The 21,843-nt window shown below is 61.6% G+C and carries 15 protein-coding genes and 1 pseudogene; 2 read left to right on the forward strand and 14 right to left on the reverse strand.

All coding sequences use genetic code 11. From position 1 onward, the window contains the following. Nucleotides 1-71: 71 nt before the first annotated feature. The 3 genes and pseudogenes from QA640_RS40120 to QA640_RS40130 all read right to left on the reverse strand — a co-directional run bounded on the left by QA640_RS40120 (nt 72) and on the right by QA640_RS40130 (nt 3,741). Nucleotides 72-1,436 (reverse strand): annotated as a pseudogene (locus QA640_RS40120) (MFS transporter). 144 nt (nt 1,437-1,580) lie between these two features. Next, nucleotides 1,581-2,783 (reverse strand): CaiB/BaiF CoA-transferase family protein, encoded by a 1,203-nt coding sequence (locus QA640_RS40125; RefSeq protein ID WP_283038127.1) that lies wholly within the window; start codon nt 2,781-2,783, stop codon nt 1,581-1,583. Further along, nucleotides 2,773-3,741 (reverse strand): hydroxymethylglutaryl-CoA lyase, encoded by a 969-nt coding sequence (locus QA640_RS40130; protein WP_283038128.1) that lies wholly within the window; start codon nt 3,739-3,741, stop codon nt 2,773-2,775. The genes QA640_RS40125 and QA640_RS40130 overlap by 11 nt, the downstream gene beginning before the upstream one ends. A gap of 138 nt (nt 3,742-3,879) precedes the next feature. On the opposite strand from QA640_RS40130, the gene QA640_RS40135 reads away from it, so the two are divergent. Next, nucleotides 3,880-4,782: a LysR substrate-binding domain-containing protein gene (locus QA640_RS40135; protein ID WP_283038129.1), complete on the forward strand. Its 903-nt coding sequence runs from the start codon at nt 3,880-3,882 to the stop codon at nt 4,780-4,782. A 521-nt stretch (nt 4,783-5,303) separates the two neighbouring features. Here QA640_RS40135 and QA640_RS40140 read toward each other — a convergent pair. The 7 genes from QA640_RS40140 to sfnG all read right to left on the reverse strand — a co-directional run bounded on the left by QA640_RS40140 (nt 5,304) and on the right by sfnG (nt 12,749). After that, nucleotides 5,304-6,500, reverse strand: a complete 1,197-nt coding sequence (locus QA640_RS40140; protein WP_283038130.1) for an acyl-CoA dehydrogenase family protein — start codon at nt 6,498-6,500, stop codon at nt 5,304-5,306. Between the two features lie 33 nt (nt 6,501-6,533). Next, nucleotides 6,534-7,340, reverse strand: coding sequence for an ABC transporter ATP-binding protein (locus QA640_RS40145; RefSeq protein ID WP_283038131.1), 807 nt, complete (start codon nt 7,338-7,340; stop codon nt 6,534-6,536). A 65-nt stretch (nt 7,341-7,405) separates the two neighbouring features. Further along, the gene (locus QA640_RS40150; protein WP_283038132.1) at nt 7,406-8,734 is read right to left on the reverse strand and encodes an ABC transporter substrate-binding protein; all 1,329 of its coding nucleotides are present in this window, start codon (nt 8,732-8,734) and stop codon (nt 7,406-7,408) included. Nucleotides 8,735-8,761: 27 nt separating this feature from the next. Continuing rightward, nucleotides 8,762-9,823: a branched-chain amino acid ABC transporter permease gene (locus QA640_RS40155; RefSeq protein ID WP_283038133.1), complete on the reverse strand. Its 1,062-nt coding sequence runs from the start codon at nt 9,821-9,823 to the stop codon at nt 8,762-8,764. A gap of 3 nt (nt 9,824-9,826) precedes the next feature. Further along, a complete protein-coding gene (locus tag QA640_RS40160) occupies nt 9,827-10,717 on the reverse strand; it encodes a branched-chain amino acid ABC transporter permease (protein ID WP_283038134.1) in 891 nt (296 codons plus the stop codon). Beyond that, complete coding sequence (locus QA640_RS40165; protein ID WP_283038135.1) at nt 10,717-11,634, reverse strand: ABC transporter ATP-binding protein; 918 nt, start codon at nt 11,632-11,634, stop codon at nt 10,717-10,719. Before QA640_RS40165 ends, QA640_RS40160 begins: the two co-directional genes overlap by 1 nt. 8 nt (nt 11,635-11,642) lie before the next feature. Continuing rightward, on the reverse strand, nt 11,643-12,749 hold the full coding sequence (gene sfnG / locus QA640_RS40170; RefSeq protein ID WP_283038136.1) for a dimethylsulfone monooxygenase SfnG: 1,107 nt from the start codon (nt 12,747-12,749) through the stop codon (nt 11,643-11,645). A gap of 869 nt (nt 12,750-13,618) precedes the next feature. Here sfnG and QA640_RS40175 point away from each other — a divergent pair. Further along, entirely contained in the window at nt 13,619-14,785 is a 1,167-nt protein-coding gene (locus QA640_RS40175) for an acyl-CoA dehydrogenase family protein (protein ID WP_283043036.1), read from the forward strand. Nucleotides 14,786-15,036: 251 nt separating this feature from the next. On the opposite strand, the gene QA640_RS40180 is transcribed toward QA640_RS40175, so the two are convergent. From QA640_RS40180 to QA640_RS40195, 4 genes are read right to left on the reverse strand one after another with little or no spacing between them, the layout of a single operon-like run. After that, the gene (locus QA640_RS40180) at nt 15,037-16,248 is read right to left on the reverse strand and encodes a Wadjet anti-phage system protein JetD domain-containing protein (protein WP_283038137.1); all 1,212 of its coding nucleotides are present in this window, start codon (nt 16,246-16,248) and stop codon (nt 15,037-15,039) included. Then, nucleotides 16,245-19,745: an SbcC/MukB-like Walker B domain-containing protein gene (locus tag QA640_RS40185; protein ID WP_283038138.1), complete on the reverse strand. Its 3,501-nt coding sequence runs from the start codon at nt 19,743-19,745 to the stop codon at nt 16,245-16,247. Before QA640_RS40185 ends, QA640_RS40180 begins: the two co-directional genes overlap by 4 nt. Beyond that, complete coding sequence (locus tag QA640_RS40190; protein WP_283038139.1) at nt 19,742-20,383, reverse strand: DUF4194 domain-containing protein; 642 nt, start codon at nt 20,381-20,383, stop codon at nt 19,742-19,744. The genes QA640_RS40185 and QA640_RS40190 overlap by 4 nt, the downstream gene beginning before the upstream one ends. After that, on the reverse strand, nt 20,373-21,788 hold the full coding sequence (locus QA640_RS40195) for a Wadjet anti-phage system protein JetA family protein (RefSeq protein ID WP_283038140.1): 1,416 nt from the start codon (nt 21,786-21,788) through the stop codon (nt 20,373-20,375). The genes QA640_RS40190 and QA640_RS40195 overlap by 11 nt, the downstream gene beginning before the upstream one ends. Nucleotides 21,789-21,843 lie beyond the last annotated feature (55 nt).

Here is a 21,843-nt window from a genome sequence, read left to right on the forward strand (position 1 = left end):
CATCTTTGTGTTCTCCCTTCCGACGTCGACCACAATGGCTTCGTTCTCGACGTCTTGTCACTGTGCGTCAGCTACCCTGAAACTGCCTCGAGTTTTAGTCCGTTGGTGCGCGGGCCGAACACACCGATCGTCACAACGACGATCGTCATGGCCCCCGCGATCAGGGCGAACACACCGGTCACACCGTAATCGCGGAGGCAAAACGCGATCAGGAAACCCGAAAACATCGCGCTGATGCGGCTGATCGAATAGACCACACCAATCGCGCGGCTGCGCATGCGCGTGGGGAACAGTTCTGCCTGATAGGCGCGATAGGAGAATGTGAGACAATTGCTTGCCAAGGCCATGGCAACGCCCAGGGTGACGATGAGAGCTGTGTCTTCTTGCTTGGAGAATATTATTCCAATGACCGCCATCGATGAGGCGGATCCCACCACGATCCACTTGCGCTCGATTCGCTCGGCGAATGACATCGAGAGCAGCGGTCCAATAGGATTCGCGATCGCGATCACGAAGGAATAGAGCAGACTGTGCGTGACGTTGATGCCCTTGGCGATCAGGAGGGTCGGAATCCAACTGGCAAAGCCGTAGTATCCAATCGACTGAAAAAAGTTGAACACCATCATCATGATGGTACGGCCTCGATATCGGGATTGCCACAGCTCAGCAAAGCTCACTTTCTGCTCCTAGGCCACGGGAGGATGAGGCTCCGGTTCGGGCAAAGACATACCGGTGCGCGCTACGATCTCGTGTTCAAGCCGGGAAACGATTGCGTCCGCCTCGGCAACACGGCCTCTCTGCGCCAGCCAGCGCGGACTTTCCGGCAAGCCGAGGCGGATGAACCAGACGGCCACCGCGCCCAGACATCCGATCCAGATGACCCAGCGCCATCCGTCAAAGCCAGCGGGAGCCGTCGGCACGAACCACCAAGCAACCAGCGCGAGGATCGGAACGGCGGAGAATTGTATCGCCTGTAGGAAGGCAAACGATCTTCCGCGCGAATTCGCCGGCACGAGCTCGGTCGTGTAGGAGTCGATCGTCACGATCTCGGCACCGGCGCCGATTCCCGTGAGAAATCGAAAGATGATGATCCACTCTGCGCTGTGTTGACAGGCCAGCAAGGCGGCGGCTGCCGTATACCAGAGCAGCGCGCCCGTGAAGACGACCCGGCGCCCGAAGCGATCGGCCAATTGGCCAAACAGGAGCGTTCCGACGAACAGGCCGGCAAACATGGCGGCCACGAAAGCTCCCAGTCCGGCGAAGTCGAAGAAATTCGCAGTCGAGGTCGTGAAAATACCGCTTCTGACGAGCCCTGGTCCGATGTAGGCAGTGAAGAAGACATCGTAGATCTCGAACCAGGCGCCGAGGGCGACCATCAAGACGAGCTTCCAGATTGGCCGGCTCATCGGAAGACGGTCAAGGCGCGCATTGATCATGGCCGCAGCCGATGGGTTATCGGTGTCCAGCGCCCTCACTCCGCTGCCATCCGCGGGTGCTACGGTCGTTCGTGTCGCCGGCCTATGCACGCGTTGATCCTGGCCTTTGCCTCGATTTGGTTTTTCTTGTTCAGCACGCACGACCTACGGCGTCAGGGCAATGACCTGTTCTCGTGCTAGCCTCTCGATCTCGCGCCGGTCGAAGCCGGCATCGGTCAAAATTTCGTTTGTATGCTCCCCTAGACTTGGCGGCTGGCGGGCCAGTCCTGGTCGCTCGCGTTCCGCGCCGAATTCGATGGGCATGGCGGGAAGCCGCGTTATCTGTGTTGTGCCTTCGATGGTGGGGATCGCAACATCTATCAGCCCGCCATGACTGGCCAGATGCGGATCGTTGAACAGGTCCGTCGGCTTGCCGACTGGCGCCCATGAGACGGACGCGCGTTCGCAACGTTCGGCAATCACCGCCTTCGAAAATGGGGCAAGGGCTTCCTGCACGGCGGGTATGAGCCAGCTGCGATGGCTCGCCCGCATGACATTGGTGGCGAGATCCGGATTATCGCCGAGGGCGGTGAGTCCGAATTCCTCGGTGAACCGGTTCCATTGCTTGTCGCTGGTGACGCCGATGAAAATCTGATCGTCGATCGTGTTGAAGACGTCGTAGATCGCCCAGGCATGTCGGCGCTCCGGCATGGGTTTTGGCGGGTGTCCACTCGCGACCGCGCCCGCCATGTGTGTGACCATGAAGAACGCCGCGCTCTCGAACAATGCGCTGCTGATCCGCTGGCCTCGACCGGTCGCGTCGCGCTCGCGAAGCGCTGCGAGTGCGGCCGTGACGCCGAAGATTGCCCCTGCAATATCGTTGACGGAAGCCCCCGCGCGTAACGGCCGCCCCGCAGGGCCGGTCATATAGGCGAGCCCCGCCTGAAACTGCACGACCTCATCGAGAGCCGGCCGGTGCTCGTAGGGACCCGCGAGGAAACCTTTGAGCGCCAGATAGATCAGACGTGGATTGATCGCTTCCAGGTCAGCATAGCCGCATCCCAGCCGCTCCATCGTGCCGGGCGCGTAGTTCTCGATGACGATATCGGCGTCCTTTACCAGCCGATGGACCGCCACGCGTCCCTCGGGATGCTTCAGGTTGATCGCGATACTGCGCTTGTTGCGGTTGAAGCCGGCAAAGAAACCTGCGCCAAATCCAGGCAAACGGCGCGTGTGGTCGCCGTCGGGCGCGGGCTCGACCTTAACCACATCGGCTCCGAGATCGGCCAGTATCAAGCCGGCGCACGGCCCCATGATCGTGTGGCTGAACTCGAGGACCTTCAGTCCCATAAGCGGTTTAGTGGACACCTGGCGCCTTCCTCCGAAATAAATTGAGGCTTCCGGCGTGGAGGAGCTCGCTCGGCAGCTGGTGGCCGACGATCTCTTCCGCCATCCGTCCGACTTCAATCAGCAGATCGAGGTCGACGCCCGTACTGATCCCCATCTCCTCGCAAAGCAGCACGAGCTCTTCGGTGCAGATGTTGCCGGCCGCGCCCTTGTGCGCGGCGAAGGGACAACCGCCCAATCCACCGACAGTCGAGTCGAATTTCGTCACTCCCATGCGCAGGCCCGCCATCGCGTTGGCGATCGCTAACCCGCGGGTATCGTGCAGATGCAGCGTGATCTGCTGATGCGGCCACCTGCTTCGCACCTCCCCGAGCAGCTTTTCGACGCGTAGCGGCGTCGCCCAGCCCATCGTGTCCGACAGGGAAATGTCGCCGATCGCGACACCGCATTCATCTGCAATGCGAAAGCCGTCGCGAAGGGCAGAGATGACCTGGGCCGATGTGATATCGCCCTGGAAATTGCAGCCGAACGCCGCCATAACTCCGATCCGCCGAACCGGAACGTTTTTCGACAGATGACGGAGGGTCTGCTTGCGCATCGCTTCCAGGTTTTCCGCGTGGCTGCGATGCAGGTTCTTGCGGGTGAACGCATCGGACGCGGACAGCGCAATCGAGCCGGAAAGCGTCAGCTTGTCCGAATGTGCGAGGGCCCGGTCGAGTCCCTTGTCGTTGAACCAGAGCCCGACATAGTGAACACCGGGCGCCGGCCGAAAGCCCGCGGCAACGTCATCGGCATCAGCCCATCCGGGCACGAGGCGAGGATTGACGAAGGAGCAAACCTGGATGTGGCGAAGTCCGGTTTGCGCCAAAGCCTCGATGAGGCGAATCTTGTTCGCGGAGGCAATCGGTCCCGGTTCGATCTGAAAGCCTTCGCGCGGGCCCTCCTCCTGGATCTCCACTTCGTTTGGCAGGTCTGCCATCTATCCTCGCTCGGCGCAGTCTCGACCGCGGCCGCGACTGCGTCTCGATTTCTGCGCTGAGCACAGGATTGCCGCGGTGTTCCCATTTCGTCCAATACTGATTTGACGGCGTTACCCATATGATTCTTAAATACCAGGATGGACATCCGACAGCTTCGCTATTTCATCGCAGTCGCCGAGGAGCTGAATTTCAGCAGAGCTGCACGCCGTCTCAACCTCAGCCAGCCTCCGCTCAGCCTCCAGATCAAGGCCCTTGAGCATGAGGTGGGCGCGCCGCTCTTTCTGCGTCAACGCCGCGGCGTCGAGTTGAGCCAGGCCGGACAGATCCTGCTTGAACAGGCGCGCGAGGCGCTTGCGAAGCTCGATCAAGCGATGGGCACGGCGCAGCGGGCTGCGCGCGGAGAAGTGGGCCTGCTTCGCATCGGCTATACAGGGTCAGCTCCGATCCACGCGTCGTTCTCGAAGATCCTGCGACGCTTTTCGCAAACCTATCCGGAGATACACCTCGAGCTGCTTCATGCTTCCACCAGTGAACAGGCCGAGATGCTGACCGGCCGCCGGCTGGATCTGGGATTCCTCCGACCCTCCCCGACATATCCGCTCCCCAAGAACGTAACCATTCGTCGGCTCTGGTCCGATCCGCTGGAGTTGTTTGCACCGAAGGGGCATCCGCTACTGCGCGAGCGCGGCGCCATCGCTGTGCAGGCGCTTAAGCCGTTGCCGTTCATCTTCTTCGCAAATCCCAGCCGACGCGGATTGAATGGCCACGTTGTGCATCTCTGCGGAAGCGCGGGATTCACGCCCAAGGTGGTTCAGGAAGCCGAGGACGGCGGTGCCATTCTGGGCCTCGTGGCCGCGGGCTTGGGGGTTGCCGTGCTGCCGAAATGCTACGGCAAGATCGTCGTGAACGATGTCGTGCGGCGGCCGCTGACCTCGGCTGAAGCCAAGAGCGATCTCTACCTCGCCTACAATCAGGACCGCGCGTCCGATCACCTGATGCGATTTGTGACGCTCGGGTCCAGTACGGTCACAGCGGACTGACCCCATCTATCAGATAGACCATATCTGGAGGTTAGGCTTGCTCGACTGAAGGCTTGGCGTTTTGCTGGCACACAAGCCCGGGACGCGACGTAGTTTGAGCCCGCGTGATCACAACAGGCAACGGAAGCGGCAGTTGAGACAGGCATCCAGCCCCTTGTTCTTGCGACACTTGGCTCTTTGCTCTTGTTGTCATCAGCACTTGCGGGCTGATGACCTTCAATTCTCCAAGCTCGCCTTCAACCTGGTCGCCTCGCATCAGGGGCACTTTAACGACATTGTCACGATCGCGGGACGAAACCGGACAATTTCTGTGCGGGGTGTCGGCGCTGAAGACGAGGATAGCACCGCGCAATATGCGCCCCAAGTCCGCTTTCGGGGCGACTTCGCCAAGCAGAGCGACTAACCCTCGACAAGATCGGCCGGATGCTGGCGACCAGAAACTGCGGGGCTCGCTGACATCGTCGTGGTCAAAGTCTATCTGACCCGAAAGGCAGAAGATGACACCTCGAGCACGACTTGCACTATTCGCCTCCCTCATAGAATAGCTCGAGTGGCAGGCCGACCAGGGACTTGCCGATCCAGTCCCGCGCGATCACGTTGGAGGGCCCCATGGCGATACCGGCTCGGGCATCGCGAAACGACCGTTCGATCGGCCCACGCCGATAACCGTAACCACCAGTTACGGTCAACGCCGCGGCCGCCACCTTGTTGGCTACCTCGGCGGCGTGGACCTTGAACTCCGTCAATGGAATCAGGATCTCGCTCTGCGGCTTTCCAGCGTACCACAGCTCATCCAGCTTGGCGGCGAGCTCGTTGCGCCATGGGCGCAAGGTTTCGACCAGCACCTTCGCTGCGCCGAGCTCCTGACGGATCGCCTGATAGTCCGACAAGTTCTTGTTCTTGTCCTTGTGAACGAAGCTCGAGGTATGGGCGACCGCCGCATTGAGAGCGCCACGTGCGACCCCCTCCCACACAGCCCCGAGACCGATCAGATAAACCGGAGAGACACCGTCATAGATAATCTCCTTGCCCTGCCCCTCAGCGCCGAGCCGGTCGCGGCTTGGAACCTTGACGTCCCTATAGCGGATCGGTCCAGAGTGATTTGCCCGTACGCCGAGCGCCTCCCAGGGGCCGGCTTCGATTCCTGGCGCCTTGCCGTCGACGATGAAGAAAGAGATGTCGGTCTGATCCTTGGCGCCCGGAGAGCGCGTCTGCATCACGTAAAAGTCGGCCTGACCCGAGCTCGTCGTGAAGGATTTCTCTGCGTTGACGATATAGTTTTCGCCGTCACGCGAAGCTTCGGAGAAGTTGTACCACCAATGTCCGCCCGATGCCCGCTCGCTAGTCGAATAGGTGCCGAGCAAAGTGCCGCCTTTCGCCTTGAGCCAACGCTCCTTCTGGTCATCATTGCCAAACAGGTTGATGGTCTGCGCTGCGCCGACATGCATGACGTAAATGAGGCCTGTCGACGCATCATGCAGACCGATCCGGTAGGCAGCCTCCGCGAAGTCGCCATGGCTCAATCCGAGCCCGCCGAAACGGAGTTCGTTGAGGACTCCTGTCCATCCGGCCGCCGCCAGCGCCTGAAGATTTTCTCTCGGAAACCGGCCTTCGAGGTCATTGCGCTCGGCATGGAGCTTGACCGTCGTCTCTATCGCTTCGTCGAGCCGCGAATAGATGTCGCCCTCTGCGGCGCGCGCGAGGCTGTTCTTGCTCATGATAATCTCCTCAGTGTCTTCCAGTGCAACTGTTCAAGCGGCCGCGTGATCGACCGGTGACGGGCCGTGCAACGCGGCAAGATGTGCCGCGCTCTCCTCAGGACTCCCGAGATAGAGCGCCTTGATCTCGGCGCGCCCCCGCAGATCAGCAGCATCGCCCGACAACGCTGTCGAACCGCCTTCGAGCACGGCAGCCCGGTCGGCGTAACGCAGCGCCACTGTCGAGTTCTGCTCGGCGATCAGGATCGACAATCCTTCTTCGCGGTTGAGCCGCTTCAGGGTGCTGAAGATCGTCTCGACCACAAGCGGCGCAAGGCCCATCGACGGTTCGTCCAGCACCAGGAGCCGTGGGCGCGACATCAAGGCGCGGCCGATCACCGTCATCTGCTGTTCGCCGCCCGAGGTGAGGCCCGAGGTAGAACGCCGGCGCTCCTTCAGGCGCGGAAATAATGTGTAGATGCGTTCAAGTCCTGCGGCGATCTCGCCACGCGACAAGCCCCCTCCAATGCCGCCGGCCACCAGGTTTTCCTCGACGTTGAGCGCACGAAAGCAGTGGCGGCCCTCCAGCACCGGGACGAGGCCGAGGCGCACCAGATCGGCCGACGTGAGCGCGGCCGTATCGCGCCCGTCGAACACGACGCGCCCGTGCATGAGCTGGCCGCGCTCGGCATGCAGCAGATTGGAAATCGCCTTGAGCGTGGTCGACTTGCCCGCACCGTTGGCACCGAGCAGGGCCACGATCTCGCCGCGGCGCACCGTGAGCGAGATATCGGACAGCGCGCGAATGGCATGGTTGTAGGTCGCGGCCAAGCCTTCGAGAATGAGAAGATGATCGCTCATGGTGGTGATCCAGATTTTCTGGACCAGGAACCGGCGCACCGGCTCCTGGTCGTCTCGGGTCCCTTTTACTCGCTGACTGCCGTGTCGTCAGAGGTACGGATCTTGATGTTGTGTTCAGCCGCGTAAGCCCCCGCGGACTTCTCGATGATCGGCCGCAGTGAAGTCCAGTCGGGCGCGATCCAATCCGACACCACCTTCCATTTCGCGCCATCCCACTGCTGGAAGGTCACGCGGCCATCGCCTTCGTGATTGTCCCAGGTCACGTTGATGGAATGGAATAACCCTTTGGCGCCCAGCGCCTCGACTCGCGCCGGATCGAGCTGCAGATGCTCGAAGCCCCACCGCACCTCATCACCGGTCAGCGTGCGCTTGCCGAATTTCTGCTGGGCGATCCGGATCGCCTCGACATTGAGGATGCCGTTGACGATACCGAGGTTGTGATAGACGCTGCCGATCCGCTTCTTGTCGTCGAGATTGCCCTTGCCGGCGCCGTAGACGGTCTTGATGATCTCCTGCAGCACTGGATATTCGGCGCCCGAGGCCTGCGTCGTGATTGCGACATAGCCCTTGGCAGCATCGCCCGCGGGAATGACATCCTCCTCCGAATTCGACCAGACATTGCCGATGATGTGATCGACCGGGAAGCCGACTTTCTGCGCTGTCTTCAATGCCACCGGGTTCATCACGCCCCAGCCGCGCAAGACCACGTAGTCGGCTTTGGCGCGACGGATCGATAGCCACTGTGACTGCTGCTCGTTGCCGGGATGCGGCACTTCGATCTGCTCCAGGGAGAAGCCGTATTTGTCGGCGAGAAGCTGATAGATCGGGATAGTCTCCTTGCCATAGGGCGAGCCGTGATAGAGCACGACGATCTTCTTGCCTTTGAGCTTATCGGTGCCGCCCTCGCGCGTGGCGATGTAGTTCACGATACCCGACGTTTCGCTGTAGGGATTGAGCAGAAGCGGAAACACATAAGGGAACACGCGACCGTCGGTGGAATCGGTACGACCGTGGTTGATGGTGATCAAGGGCACCTTGTCCTTGGTGATCCGATCGATCATCGCATAGGCGATCCCGACCGAAAGCGGATTCCAGGCCGCAACACCCGGATGGTTCTTCAGCCGCTCATAGACCTCAACGCCGCGCTCGACCTCATACTGCGTCTCGCCCTCCTCCCAGGTCAGCTTGACGCCGTTGACGCCGCCATCGCGGATATTGACCAGATTAAGATAGTCAATGAAGCCGCCGAAAAAGCCGGTGCCGCCGGCCGCGTAGGGGCCGACCCGGTAGCTCTGCAGCGGAAAAAACTGCTCATCGGCGTAGACCGGCAGCGCAGCGCCGATGGCGAGCGCCGCGGCAAGCGCAGCAGTACGGAGAGATTTGGACAGAAGCATAACTTTTCCTTTCATTCAGGGGACAATTCAAGAATGGATGGGATCGGGCTGCGGAGGGAAAAGTCGGCGCCAGATCTTGTCCGCTACACGATCGACCAGCGCGATCAGGCCGCGCGGCTCGGCGATCAGTAGGCCGATGATCAATGCGCCGATGACGATGCGCTGGCTCATCTCCAGCACGCCGGAATCGAAGACATTGCCGAGCAGTGCGGCGCCAAACCGCGAGAGCAGCAGCGGGAATACGACGATGAACCCCGCGCCGAGAAACGCGCCGCGGATCGAGGCCAGGCCGCCGATTATGATGATGAAGAGGATCTGGAACGAGCGATCCAGATTGAAGCCGGCGGGCTCCACGGTGCGCAAATAGGCAAAGGCCCATAGCACCCCGGCGACGCCGATCAGGAACGACGAAACCCCGAAGGCGAGTAGCTTGGTGCGCAGCAGCGGTACGCCAATCATCTTGGCCGCGATCTCGTGGTCGCGTAGAGCAATGAAATTCCGCCCGACTTGCGAGCGCAGCAGCCGGGTCGCGAGCAGCGTCGCAACAACGACGACGGTCAGCGAGAAGACGTAGCGCCCGACTGCGCCGGAGAAGCTCAGGCCGGCTACCGCCAGCGGCGGCGCGTCGATCACACCGGATGGATTATTGTTCGAGAACCAGCCGAACTTGGTGAGCGCCCACTGCACAAAGAACTGCGCGGCCAACGTCGACACCGCCAGGTAGAAGCCGCGCAGTCGCAAGCTTGGGAGACCGAATACGATCCCCACCGCAGCAGCGACAAGCCCTGCGGCCCCGAGACTGGCGAGAAATGGCAGGCCATGCAGCCTCAGATTGAAATTATAGGCGGCATAAGCGCCCACCGCGAGATACGCGGCCGACCCGAGCGAGACCTGCCCCGCATAGCCGGTGAGCAAGTTGAGGCCCAGAGCCGCGAGCGAGAGCCCGAGAAACGGCGTCAGCACCGCATCTAACAGGTAGTCGGAGCCCGCGAACGGAATGACGGCGTAGGCGGTGATCAGCAAGACCGCGAGGCCGAAGCGATTCGGCGTGAACCAGCGCACAGCAGCGGAACGAATGGGCGTGGTCATCGGTCAGACCCTTTCCACCAGCTTCTGTCCAAACAGCCCTGACGGACGCAACAGCAGGAAAGCGAGCGCCACCACATAGGCGGCCCACGCCTCGATGCCGCCGCCAAGCAGCGGGCCGACATAGACCTCGGCCAGCTTCTCGATGGCGCCGATCAGGAGGCCCCCGACGATGGCGCCCGCCACCGAATCGAAGCCACCGAGCACCAGCACGGGCAGCGCCTTGAGCACGACGAGCGAAAGCGAAAACTGCACACCGAGACGCGCGCCCCACAATAGACCAGCGACCAGTGCGACGATCCCCGCTGCGGTCCACACCGCCGCCCAGACGCGGGACAGCCGCAACCCCACCGCTAGTGCGGCGAACTGATCATCGGCGACCGCGCGGAACGCCAGCCCGGTTCGCGTGTAGCGAAAGAACACCGCAAAGGCGGTGACCAGCGTCCCGGCAATCGCCGCAGCGAACAGGTCGAACTGGCTGATCAGGACGCCGCCCACCTCGAACGGGATATCTTTGATGCCGAGATCGAGACCGTGGACCTGGGTGCCCCACAACAGCTGCGCGGCGCCCTCGATGACATAAGAGAGGCCCAGCGTCGCCATGAACAGCGTCATCGGCGACTGATTGACCAGCGGCCGCAGCACGACGCGCTCGACGGCCACGCCGAGAGCCACCATGATCACGAGCGTGACCCCCGCGCCGAGCCAGAACGGCACGCCGCGCTCGACCAGGCTCACGAAGGTGAGAGCCGCGAACAGCAGCATCGCTCCCTGGGCGAAGTTCAAGACGCCGGACGTCTTGTAGATCAGCACGAAGCCAATCGCGACCAGCGAGTACATGACGCCGGATAACAGCCCGCCGACGAGGACCTCAATGAAGAACTGATAGTCGAACATCAGATCACGAGCTCCGTCTCGCCCTCATGAGCTACACCGAGATAAGCGTCGATCACTGCCTGGTCGGACCGCACCTCATCCGGCGAGCCGTCGGCGATCTTGCGGCCGTAATCGAGAACCGCGATTCGATCGGAGAGACCCATGACGACGCCGATGTCGTGCTCGATCAGCACAATAGTGGTGCCATATGCGTCGCGCGCATTGCGGACGTGTGCTGCCAAATCCCGTTTCTCTCCGAGAGTCACGCCGGCGAGCGGCTCGTCCAGCAGCAACAGCTGCGGGCGGGCGACCAGCGCTCGTGCGAGCTCCACCCGCTTCAGGATTCCATAAGGGAGCCCGCCTGCGAGCTGATGTTTGACCGCGTCGAGGTGAAGAAACGTAATCGCTTCCTCGGCGGCGGCGCGAGCCTTGGCTTCCTCGTGATGTGCCTGCGGCGTCGACAGGATCTGCCGCACGAAGCCGGCCCGTCGGCAGTGCACGAGGCCCATCATGACGTTATCGAGCACCGACAGGCCCTTGAACAGCGCAAGGTTCTGAAATGTGCGCGCTACGCCGACCGCGGCGAGCCGCGCGGTCGGCACATGCCTGAACCGTTCGCTGCCGAGCTGCACCACGCCCCGATCAGGACGGTAGAGCCCACTCACCACATTGAGCAGCGAGCTCTTCCCGGCCCCGTTCGGACCAATGATGGCCCGGATCTCGCCGTTCGCAACGGCAAGATCGATGCCGTCAAGCGCAGTCACGCCGCCAAAACTGAGCGAGATACCCTGCAGCGTCAATACCGGCGCACCAGCATCGACGCGCGCAGCGCCCGCGGCACGAGGCGTTCCCCCCGCTACATTCGAGTGCCCGGTGGTGCGCTCGCGCGCACGCGCCACGATCAGGGAGTTACCGGGCGCTGTCGCAATGAGGCTCATACGTCGCCCTACTCCGCCGCCTGAACGTGTGGCGCGTTCTGGGCCTCGAGTTCGCGAACCAGTGGGATCACGTGCTCGCCGAAATATTCGACTTCTTCCTGGAAGTGCAGAAAGCCGAGCAGGATGAGGTCGGCACCGGCCCGCTTGAGCTCGATGATGCGCTCGGCGACCTGCCGCGGCGTCCCGATCAGGTTCGAGCGGAAACCGTCGTTGTATTGAACCAGATCCTGGAAGGTGGATTTGGCCCAATTGCCCTCGCGCTCGGGGCTGGCATTTCCGGCATTCTGGACCTCGTGATGGAAGCCGCCCACCGCTTCCGGGATTGCCTTGTCGAGGATCTCCTGGAGGACATCCTTGGCTTCCTTTTCGGTCTGCCTGACGATGCCGAATGCGTTGATGCCGATCTTGGTTCGCCAGCTCTTGCCAAAAGCCTTTTCCTTGGTCCTGATGTCGTCGACCTGCGCCTTCAGCCCGCCCGGCGTGTTGCCATTCGTGAAGTACCAATCTGACACCCGCGCCGCCATGTCGCGAGCCGCGCGCGAGGAGCCGCCCTGGAAAATCTCCGGCAGAGGATCGAGCGGCTTCGGCTTGAGCGAATAATCACGGAACCGGTAAAAATCACCACCTAGCGTGTAGCTCTCCTGGCTCCAAATCCCACGCAGTGCATTGATGAACTCTTCGGAGCGGCGATAGCGCTCGTCATGATCGAGCCACGGCTCGCCAATGGCTTGGAATTCACCGCGGAACCAGCCCGAGACGATATTGACCGCAACGCGGGCGTTGGTCAGCTGGCTGATCGTTGCGATCTGCTTCGCGGCCAGCGCTGGATTCCACGGCCCGGGAAGGATCGCGGCGATGACGTTGAGTTTCTCGGTCGCAGCAAGAAGTGCATGCGAGAAGCTGACAGATTCGTGCTGCTTGTCGGCACCGTAGCCCGCAGTGAAGCGGATCTGGCTCAAGGCGTAGTCGAAGCCGGCCTTCTCTGCGATCTGGGCAAGCTTCCGATTGTAATCGATATCCCAACTGGTGCGCTGCTCGATAGAAGAAATAACAAGCCCGCCGGATACATTGGGGACCCAGTAAGCAAATTTGATCGGATCGCTGTTCGTGGTCATACGGTCACCTCTCGTGAATTGGGTTGCGACGATGTGGACGAAATCAGGCAGCACACCGCATTCACGTCGCTCGATACGCGATCGCACGCCTATTTCGGAACTAGCCTATGATTTGGAGGCGTCTTGGCGAGCTGCGGTGCTGTTTAAGTCGATACGAGATTGACATCGTCAACAGATCGGCGCACGCGCCATGCGACACACGGCTCCAAATGTATCGGAGCCTGCGGCGTCATCGACGAGATCATTGCAAATCATCGAGCTCCCCCTCTCGAGCACCATTGATCGACAATCAATAGTCTCAGATAAACAACGAGCGCACGAGTCTAAGATCAACTCTTTTTCGTCGCACTCGTAAAAATCGCTTCCTTAGATTTGCGGCAAACGGATCGTTTGTTACTGCACGATGCAGATCTCGTGAGGGACAGCTCGCTTGTCGCCGCTGACAACGACTTCATTGACCGCCCTGATGAAGCCCTTTGCTGCGTCCGGCTCTGGCAAAGATATTCTCTCGATCCATCGCTGCGCAGAACATGAACAGCGTAACTCGTCTTGCATCACATCAATTCATGTCACCGAGCACAGGCTGCGTGGCATCGTGAAAGAAAGCCGATGCGCGAGCAGCTCGATTAAGCATCACTTGCTGATCGCACATTGCAATTAATCTGCGCTTTCACCAACAAGCAGATGAAGGAAGGGTTGGGTATCGACGCCTTGGTGCTTTCGGTCTAACACAGCGTTCTCGAAACACGGCCTCGCGTGGCCGAGTTGCTCTTTGTGTTGCTGCCTCAGGCGGCCGCAACGGGTCACTGTGGACTGCATCATGACGCGTTGTGCGTAGGGGTAGATCTTCCGTGGAAAAAATCTTGAGCGTGAAATCTCGTGGGGCTGGGTGGCGCTCAGTTCTGTCGAACGTGCGTGGTCAGTTGGCGGAAACTGCGATCGCTCGCGACCGCAGCGGAGGTACAGCCAAGGCGGAGCGCGATCTTCTGCGCCGCTCCGGCCTGCTTCTGTTGTCCGTGCCTTGTGAGTATGGCGGTATCGGCGCATCCTGGATCGATATCTTCGGCGCGGTGCGGGAGTTGGCGCAGGTCGATCCCTCGCTCGCCCATCTCTTCGCCTTCCAACATCTCCAAATCGGCTCGATCCTGCTCTATGCTAGTCGTGAACAGCAGGCGTCGCTGCTGCGTGGCACGGTCGAACAAGGCTGGTTTTGGGGCAACGCGCTCAATCCACGGGACCCGCGTACACACCTCACGGCAGACGGTGCAGGATTCTGCCTCAACGGCATTAAGAGCTTTTGTTCGGGCGCTCGAGACTCGGATCGCCTGCTGGTTTCAACACAAGATGCCCGAGGCGGATTCCACATCGCTGCCTTGCCAACGGTGCGTGAAGGCATCACTGTACTGGACGACTGGAACAATATGGGCCAGCGTCAGACCGACAGCGGCACCGTGACCTTTGAGCGTGTTGCAGTGGCGCAGCACGAAGTGCTTGGGCCGCCTGGTCCCTTCGGTACACGTGCGTCGCTCCGCGCCTGCCTCGCCCAGACCGTGCTGGGCATGATCTATCTGGGCATTGCGCAGGGAGCGCTTGAGCAGGCGATTACTTTCACGCGAGAGCATTCGCGGCCCTGGCCGGGATCGGGTGTCGAGACAGCGTTGGAAGATGCTTATATTCAACAACACTATGGCGAGTTTCATGTCGCGCTTGCCGGCGCCGAGGCCCTCTCAGAGCGTGCACTTTCGCAGTTGCAGGCTGCCTGGGATGAGGGCGACAAACTTGCCGCCGAAGGTAGAGGAGAGGCGGCGGTGGCAATCGCCACCTTTAAAGTTGCCGCGATGAAGGCGGGGCTCGATATCGCAACACGACTGTTCGACGTTACAGGCGCGCGAGCTACCCACGCGCGCCATGGCTTTGACCGCTATTGGCGCAATCTGCGAACCCATTCGTTACACGATCCGGTTGACTACAAGCTGAAAGATCTGGGCTGCTTCATCCTGACCGGCCGCTACCCGGTTCCGGGATTCTATTCTTAACAAGAAGCGATCGCCGACTGCCGAGCATTCACGGCAAACGAAAGCGCCAACGACTTCCTTGCCGCAGCACACCGTTCAACTTGAACGGAATTTGCTCTACCGACTTCAAGGCGAACTTGGAGCCACAAGCGCTAACTTCGCCTGCGGCGATTCCTACTTCATTCCTTTTCCGGTTTCGCGAGCTGCTACCGCGGCCGGTTTAGCGTGTGATATGGCCCTGGACTGGGCGAACGGGCACGGATGACGATGGATCACCACGATGGTGAAAGCCAGTTAATTGAGGGCGGCGCCGGCTCCAGCGCCTCCTGCTCCAGGTGACGCACGTCAGATCCGAACGCCAACCACTCCGCAAGCTCACGGATTGCACTGTCGGATTTTGCGATCGAGACGAGACTCGGATCCGCATCTGCCGGCTGGCCCGCTCGCTCGGCCAGCTCCCTGGTCATCAAGTGAGGACGAGGCCCGCGGGGCAGATTTTGCTCAAGATTCCTGAAGATCCGCAGGCCGCCGGCGTCCACATCACCCCAGTGAAGGAACGGCAGCTCGGCCGGCAGGAGCCTCAGAACCTTAGCTAGAAGCTCGATGACCCCCGCCGTCGGGAAGCCGCCGGTGTACACGACCAGGCTGCCGTCCTCGATCTCGCGAACCTGCCGATTGAAGCTCGCGTAGTTCTCGATTGTCAGGATGGCGGTCGGCCGCTCCAAAATCGACAGCTGCGAGAGCATCTCCGGATGGACTGAGGCGAACGGCTTGGCACGGCCATCGATCAGACGACCGATCCCCCCCTCCACGGCAATAGGCCCCCTCATATGAACAGGATGACTGAAACGCTCCAGCCCGATGTGCGTCCAGACCACGTCGGCCGCCGCGCCAGGCTGGCCGATCCGAACGGCGATGACGGCGGCAAGCCTCGATGCGTGGCGATCGAAGGTCTTCGTATCGTCCGTTGCCTTGAGAGAGAAGGTGCGCGCGTCCAGTCCGCGAGCCTCCTCTCGCGAGATGGACGCTAGCAGCGTGAAGAACTCCGTGGCGGCATCGGCCTGAGCGGCTGTTAGGCGATAGGCGGTCTCGCCGCGAGACCACTTAGCGGTCATCTCGTCCAATAGGGTTACGACCCACGGTTCTCCGGCCGCTGCGACCGGAAGCAAGTCCTGTCTGACGCGTTGAGCGGTCGCCGGCGCAGTCGGACGTCCGAGATGCCTGGCGAGCAGCTCAGGATCGCGAACGCGGACCCGCTCGATCAGGTGGCCCCGCTCCCTCTTGCCCCGCTGCACCTCAACGGCGCCGAACCTCTCCGCTGCGGCCATCAGATCGTGAAAACGGCTCACCAGCTGCGCGGTCGAGAGCCTGTCGTACTCCGGGGCTGCGGTTGCCGGTCGTGAGCGATCAGGGTTGCGCTCGCTCCGCTCCAGCAGCCGCTCGAGGAATTCGACGCCCGGATCCGTCGTACGAACGTCGCTCATTCCGCAGCCTGGTCCCGCGGGACAGCTTCAGCCTTCTCGGCAGCGATCAGCTCGGATTTGAACACGTCGAAGCCCTTGCGGTATGGATCGATGGCAACGATGGCGTCGCGGGCCTTCTCCGTCAGGAATTCGGTGTCGATCATCACCTGGTTGCCCAGCCTGTTCACGTTCACGACAGTGTCGACCACTTCCATGAACACATGGCGCTTTTCGTCGGGGGTAGCCAGCATGACCTGGAGGCCGAGATCACGCATGAATTCCGAACACTGGCCGATGGCCTTGGTATCCAGGCGGTTGAAGGCCTCGTCGAAGATGGCAAGTGACAGTCCGCTCTCGCCGGTGCGCCGGTTCTGGTACGTGGCGGCCAACGAGGCACCAATGGCGATGTAGAACGGCAACTGGCCTTCACCACCGGATCCCGTGCCCGCGCGGCTCGTCAGCGACGATCGGATTTTGCCTTCGGCATCCTGGATGTAGAGTTCGAAGTTGAAATACTTGCGCGGATCCTCGATTTCCTCGGTCCGAGCCTCGGGATTCGCCAGGATCTCCTCGATCTGGCGCACGGCCCGCATCATGGGCGAATTGGCGTCCTCGCTGCGATCTTCGAAAAGCGGCAGATTGAATTCCAGCTTGCGGGACTCCTCGACGAGCTCGATCATGTCGACATGGGTCGGGGCTTCCAGCGCCTTGAATGAGTAGTAGTCCCGACCGTGGAACTGACGATCCTCCAAGTGGCGGTTGAGCTCTTTCAGGGTGGCCTTGATGCCGGTGAAGGCGTCGTCGAGGCGATGGAGGAGATCATCCCGGAATGCCGAGGTCATCTCGGTCGCGGCGTTCCGGCACTGCTCCTCATACTGGACCAGTTCGTGCGCGTCGAGGCGCTCCTTTTCCGCCGCGGCCCACTGCTCGACGGCCGACGGCGTCGCTTCTTCCGCGGTGAAGGGCGGCACAACATGGAATTCCTGACCGTGCTTGTTCATCGCACCAGTCATTTCGCGCATGAGACTCGAGCGGCGATCCGTCGAGCGGCGATCCCGATCCGCGACAAAGCCGGCGATGAGATTCTGTATGGATTCGGTGGCGATCGCCGGGACCTGCCCCTGGTACTCACGCATGGCCGGTGATTGTGGAAAGGTATCCCGCATCTGGCGCGCGCGGTCGCGCCGCGCCGCCGACAAGGCTTCGCGGTTGTTTTTCAGGTAGTCCTCGTGCGCTCCGTCGGCCTTGTCTCGAGCGCTTTTCGCATTATCAAAGGCCTTCTGCGTCTCCGACTTCCTACGGCCGGCCGTCTCGACTTCGCCGGCGAGGCGCTCCAGATCGGCGACGAGCTTGGGATCGCGGTTCCGCTTGGCGTCCTCGATGTTCTTTCCGATCTCGGCGAGCTTGCGATCGAAAGCAGAAAGGACCTCGCCGCTGCCGACGCAGGTCAGACCAGCTTCGATCAACTTCTGGAAGCGGGCGAACATGTCCTCGAACAGCCGCGCCTCTTCTTCCAGCCGTCCAACTTCGCGAGCCCGTTCGGCGAGCTGCAGCGTGAGCTCTTGCCGCTCGGCCTGAAGTTGCTGACGCATCTGGGTCTGCGTGGCGCGTCCGAGCTTTAGGTACTCCGGCTTAGGAAGCCGCCGGACCGTCCGACCGCCCTGCATCATGCGGTCGGGCGTGATGGCGTTCTCGGCGGCGACCATCCTGTCCATGGTCTCCACCATCATCAGCCGGCCGAGCCGATAGTTCAGGAAGGCGCGCACATGCCGGTTTTCCGTGCTGATGATCAGCGCCAGCGAACCCTTTTCGGCCGCTCGCGTGCTGTCGGTCTTGGTCGTGTTGATGACCTCGGCGCGTTGGAATGAATATTCCCCGCCCTCCCGGTAGATCTCCAGGGCGCGGACGGCACGACCGGGCTCGACGATCAGCGCCTCACGGGAGCGACCCAGGACGGCTTCGGCCGCCATCCGCCACCTATCGTCGCGGATTTCCACCAAGTCGCACAAGGGTTCGGCTTCGATGCCATGCGAACGAAGCTGATCGATCAAATCCCGGGTCCCACGCTCGATGGGGCTCAGCCCCTGCTCCATTCGCCTGAGATTGCTGTCGATCTGATCGATACGATCCTGGAGATCCTTGGTCGCGACGCGGGCATTGAAATGGACATCCGAGAACGCCTTGCGGACCGCAGAAAGTCGCTCCTGGTCGACGGCGACAAGAGCGGCGTCGAGATGAGAGGCGCTGTCCCTCCATCCCTCCGGAAGCGTCTTGTCCCACTCGGAAAGCGGCGCCCTGCCCCGCGCGACGACGACCGCGCTCAGCAGCGCGTGCAGCAGGTCGTCGCGACGGACCAGCAGATTGAGTTCGACGGCCTTCTTAATCGACGCGACGAGACCATCGATGTCCTTGATCGGCACCATGGCGTTGGCACGCTGGCTCAGAGTTGCGGTCTTGTCCGACTCGTACATCTGGGCAAGCTGCTCGGCGTCGCTGGTCCTGATCGATAGCTCGATAGTCTTGTGCTCGGCGTCGAGCCTGGCGTGCCTAGCCGCGGCCGCGGTCGCCTCGACTTCGGCCTTACCTGCCGTGCTCCGGAGCTTCGCGAGAGCCTCTTCCTGCCGTCTGGTCTCCCGCCGAAACTTCTCCCATTCCAGACGGGCGATCTGCCAGCTAGTGATTGCGATAACCCGCTCGTTTTCGACTGCACGGCCGACAATCCGCAAGATCCCGGCAAGGCTCGCGCTTTGGGCCTTCAATTCCTCAATGCGGCGCGTCAGAGAACGCCAATGCTCGATACCACGCCGAAGCCTATCGACCTGGATGGGCTGAACGTCCAGAACGTAGTTCCGGACGAATTCCGTAGGATTGTCGACCGGCTTCAGCAGCAGGGCATTCCGGAAAGCCTTTTGGAAGCGCCTGGGATCGAGCGGAAACCCCGCCGGCGACAAGGCCCTGAGCGATTCAGCCACGAAGTCGGTTGCGCTCGAGAACGCGTCGTCCACTTCGATTTTGCGAGCGCGCAGAGCGTTGCGCACGGCATGCCACTGCAACGTTTCGACCTCGTCGTCGCCGACGACAGCGAGGATGTCGTCTTTGGTCAGCGCTCCCTTGGCGATGAAGCGTGCCTCGCAGGACTCGTCGCTTCTCGATGCCGATGCCGAAAAAGCCACGCCCAGGCTTACCTCCGCGCCGTCTTCCAGATTCTCGAAGACCAGGATGATGTAGGTGTAGGAATGCTGCCGCGTCGGCTCGGACCGCTCGCCTTTCTCGTCGAGCGAGACCACGCCGAGGCAGTAGTCGCGCAGCGTCCGCTTGCTCCTAACGTTGCTCTGGGCGCTCGGATTGAAGCGGATGCTGGCCATGCTTGCGCCGGAGAGCACGGTCTGTACAGCGTCGATGATCGCCGATTTTCCCGCCCCGTTCGGGCCTATGATCGCGGTCATGCCGCGCATATCGACCTGCTGCGCCCGGAACAGGTACCAGTCGACGAGGATGATGCGACGCAGTTCGATCACGCCTGCACCTCGCTCGCGGCTTCGGTCCTTGCCGTCGCCGCGGTCGAGCGCGAGACGAACTCTTCGAGCGAGCCGAGCGTGTCCTTGGAGACGACGATCGGCAAAGCGGGACGTAGGAACAGGGTGAAGTTCCTGTCGTCTCGATCCTCGATCCTCACGAGTCCACGCTGCTTAAAGCCCGCCAGGATTTCCTTGACCCGCCCGAAGTTGGGCCGTTCGCGATGGGTCCGGTCCTCGTAGATCTGCAGGATCTGCTCGCTCTCGACCTCCACCTCACCAAATTCCTTGGCCTCGAACCGCGTGAACGCCTCCTCGTAGTGGAGCCGCAACACCAGCAGGAGCAGGCTCTCATCGAGCTTCATGCTCTGACGGGGAGGTAGCTCGTTCGCCACCAGGCCGACATAGCCGTCGTTTGGCCTGCCCACGACGCGGTAACCGAGCGCATCGAACAGGTTCTCGAAGTAGCTCATGTAGCGACGGAGTAGCTCGTACGACGTCTTCATGCCCCAGTCGTTTTCGTAGATGAACTGGGTGCGCCAGAGCGACTGCGCGGCCTGGCGCAGCTCCTTCTGCAGCCGGTCGCCGTCGCCGCCCTCGGAGTCCTCGTCGTCGATCAGTTTGGAAAGATCACGCAGCATCGGCCGAGGTCCTCACTCTCTCGATTCGGAAGGCGGTCACGTCAATCCAGTCGTTGGCTGTGCGCCCCTCCTCGAGCTTGATCGTGAATTCGCCCAACCGCACGGAGCGACCGACCGCAGCCAGGTTTGGCAAGGCGCGGTACGCGAAGAGATCTGGAATGCTCTCGATCTCGATCTCTGCGGATGACACGGCATCGCGGCCTTGCATCTGCCTGCGAGCGAACTCGAGCAGCTTCTGATCGGACACGCGCACCATCCGATCGAACTCGGTCGTGGCCTGGACGTAGGCGCGCAGATAGGGATCCTGCTTCGGCACTTTGAAGCGCGTCCGCTCGGGCGGCGCCTTCGGCGGCGCCGGCGTGTACAGCGCAAGCGATGTGACTGGCAGACCGACATCCGGCGATCTCAGACGGATCTCGACCTGGTCGCCGCCGATCTTCGAGAGCTGCTCGATCAACCGGACGATCCGCTCGGCTGAGCCCTCTCCCATGACGTCCATATAGTGCACGGTGGTTCGGATGCGGCGTTCGAGCCGATCCCGAAAGTCCTCGATCTTGTCCATGAACGGTCCGACGTCCTCGAACACGCTCTTGATCTTCTCGAGCTCCGCGATGACGCGTTCCTCGGCCGTGGCAATCGTGGCGCCCGCGGCCATGACAGCCTGCTCGATGTAGGCGCGTGCGATCTTGCCGAGGCACTCGGCGTCCGCGAGCATGTCGCCCGCCAAAGAAGCGATCGTGCGGCGATGACGGTACGGATTGTTGGACGTCTTGAGCTGCTTGTAGTCGGCGATCAGCAACCCGTCGACGAAGTCCTGGAAGAACGTGCGAAGGATGGCCGCCGCGTTCGGATTGCCCAGAATGCCGTCCTCAATCTCATGCATGCCGGCGAGGATGCGGCGCATGCTGCGGGCGAACCGCAAAGCAGTGTCGTGCGCGTTGGCGAGTCCCTGGGCCATCGTTTCCGGCTCCCGGTACGCGGCCTCCAGGTTATTTTTGACGTCGACAACCGCGCCGGCGACACGCACACGGCTGTTGCCGAAGTCCGTGATCGCACCTAGGACCATGAACGCGTCCGGGTTCATGTCGACGTAGGTGCGCCATTTCTCGGTCTCTTCCGTGAGCCAGCCGGTATCACGCAATCGGTAGTAGGCGAGGTAGTGGGCCTGGCTTGTGGTCTGGTCCTCCTCGGGATCGCCTTCGGAAAGATCGCGCATCGATCCGATCCCGAACTCGGAGAGCCCGATCTCGATCTGCTTCACGACCTCTTCCCTGAGCGGCGTCTCAAGGATGCGAGCGGAGTAGATTCTCTCGTAGAGGCGCATTAGAAGCCGGGCATAGACGTGCTTCTTCGGCCCCGATAAGGGCCTGAAAAGGGTCTCCGGAAGATAGCCAAACAGCTTCATCTATCGGTCCTTCAGCCGGCCGATTGAACCGTTATGGACGCGCAACCGCAAGAAT

The sequence above is a fragment of the Bradyrhizobium sp. CB82 genome, from assembly GCF_029714405.1.
Classification (GTDB): domain Bacteria; phylum Pseudomonadota; class Alphaproteobacteria; order Rhizobiales; family Xanthobacteraceae; genus Bradyrhizobium.

What these genes read in the sequence shown, in the direction of transcription:
- QA640_RS40145 (WP_283038131.1), bottom strand. Translation starts at nt 7,340, where the DNA reads ATGAGCGATCATCTTCTCATTCTCGAAGGCTTGGCCGCGACCTACAAC.
- QA640_RS40150 (WP_283038132.1), bottom strand. Translation starts at nt 8,734, where the DNA reads ATGCTTCTGTCCAAATCTCTCCGTACTGCTGCGCTTGCCGCGGCGCTC.
- QA640_RS40160 (WP_283038134.1), bottom strand. Translation starts at nt 10,717, where the DNA reads ATGTTCGACTATCAGTTCTTCATTGAGGTCCTCGTCGGCGGGCTGTTA.
- QA640_RS40165 (WP_283038135.1), bottom strand. Translation starts at nt 11,634, where the DNA reads ATGAGCCTCATTGCGACAGCGCCCGGTAACTCCCTGATCGTGGCGCGT.
- QA640_RS40135 (WP_283038129.1), top strand. Translation starts at nt 3,880, where the DNA reads ATGGACATCCGACAGCTTCGCTATTTCATCGCAGTCGCCGAGGAGCTG.
- sfnG (WP_283038136.1), bottom strand. Translation starts at nt 12,749, where the DNA reads ATGACCACGAACAGCGATCCGATCAAATTTGCTTACTGGGTCCCCAAT.
- QA640_RS40180 (WP_283038137.1), bottom strand. Translation starts at nt 16,248, where the DNA reads ATGAGCGACGTTCGTACGACGGATCCGGGCGTCGAATTCCTCGAGCGG.
- QA640_RS40140 (WP_283038130.1), bottom strand. Translation starts at nt 6,500, where the DNA reads ATGAGCAAGAACAGCCTCGCGCGCGCCGCAGAGGGCGACATCTATTCG.
- QA640_RS40195 (WP_283038140.1), bottom strand. Translation starts at nt 21,788, where the DNA reads ATGAAGCTGTTTGGCTATCTTCCGGAGACCCTTTTCAGGCCCTTATCG.
- QA640_RS40130 (WP_283038128.1), bottom strand. Translation starts at nt 3,741, where the DNA reads ATGGCAGACCTGCCAAACGAAGTGGAGATCCAGGAGGAGGGCCCGCGC.
- QA640_RS40190 (WP_283038139.1), bottom strand. Translation starts at nt 20,383, where the DNA reads ATGCTGCGTGATCTTTCCAAACTGATCGACGACGAGGACTCCGAGGGC.
- QA640_RS40155 (WP_283038133.1), bottom strand. Translation starts at nt 9,823, where the DNA reads ATGACCACGCCCATTCGTTCCGCTGCTGTGCGCTGGTTCACGCCGAAT.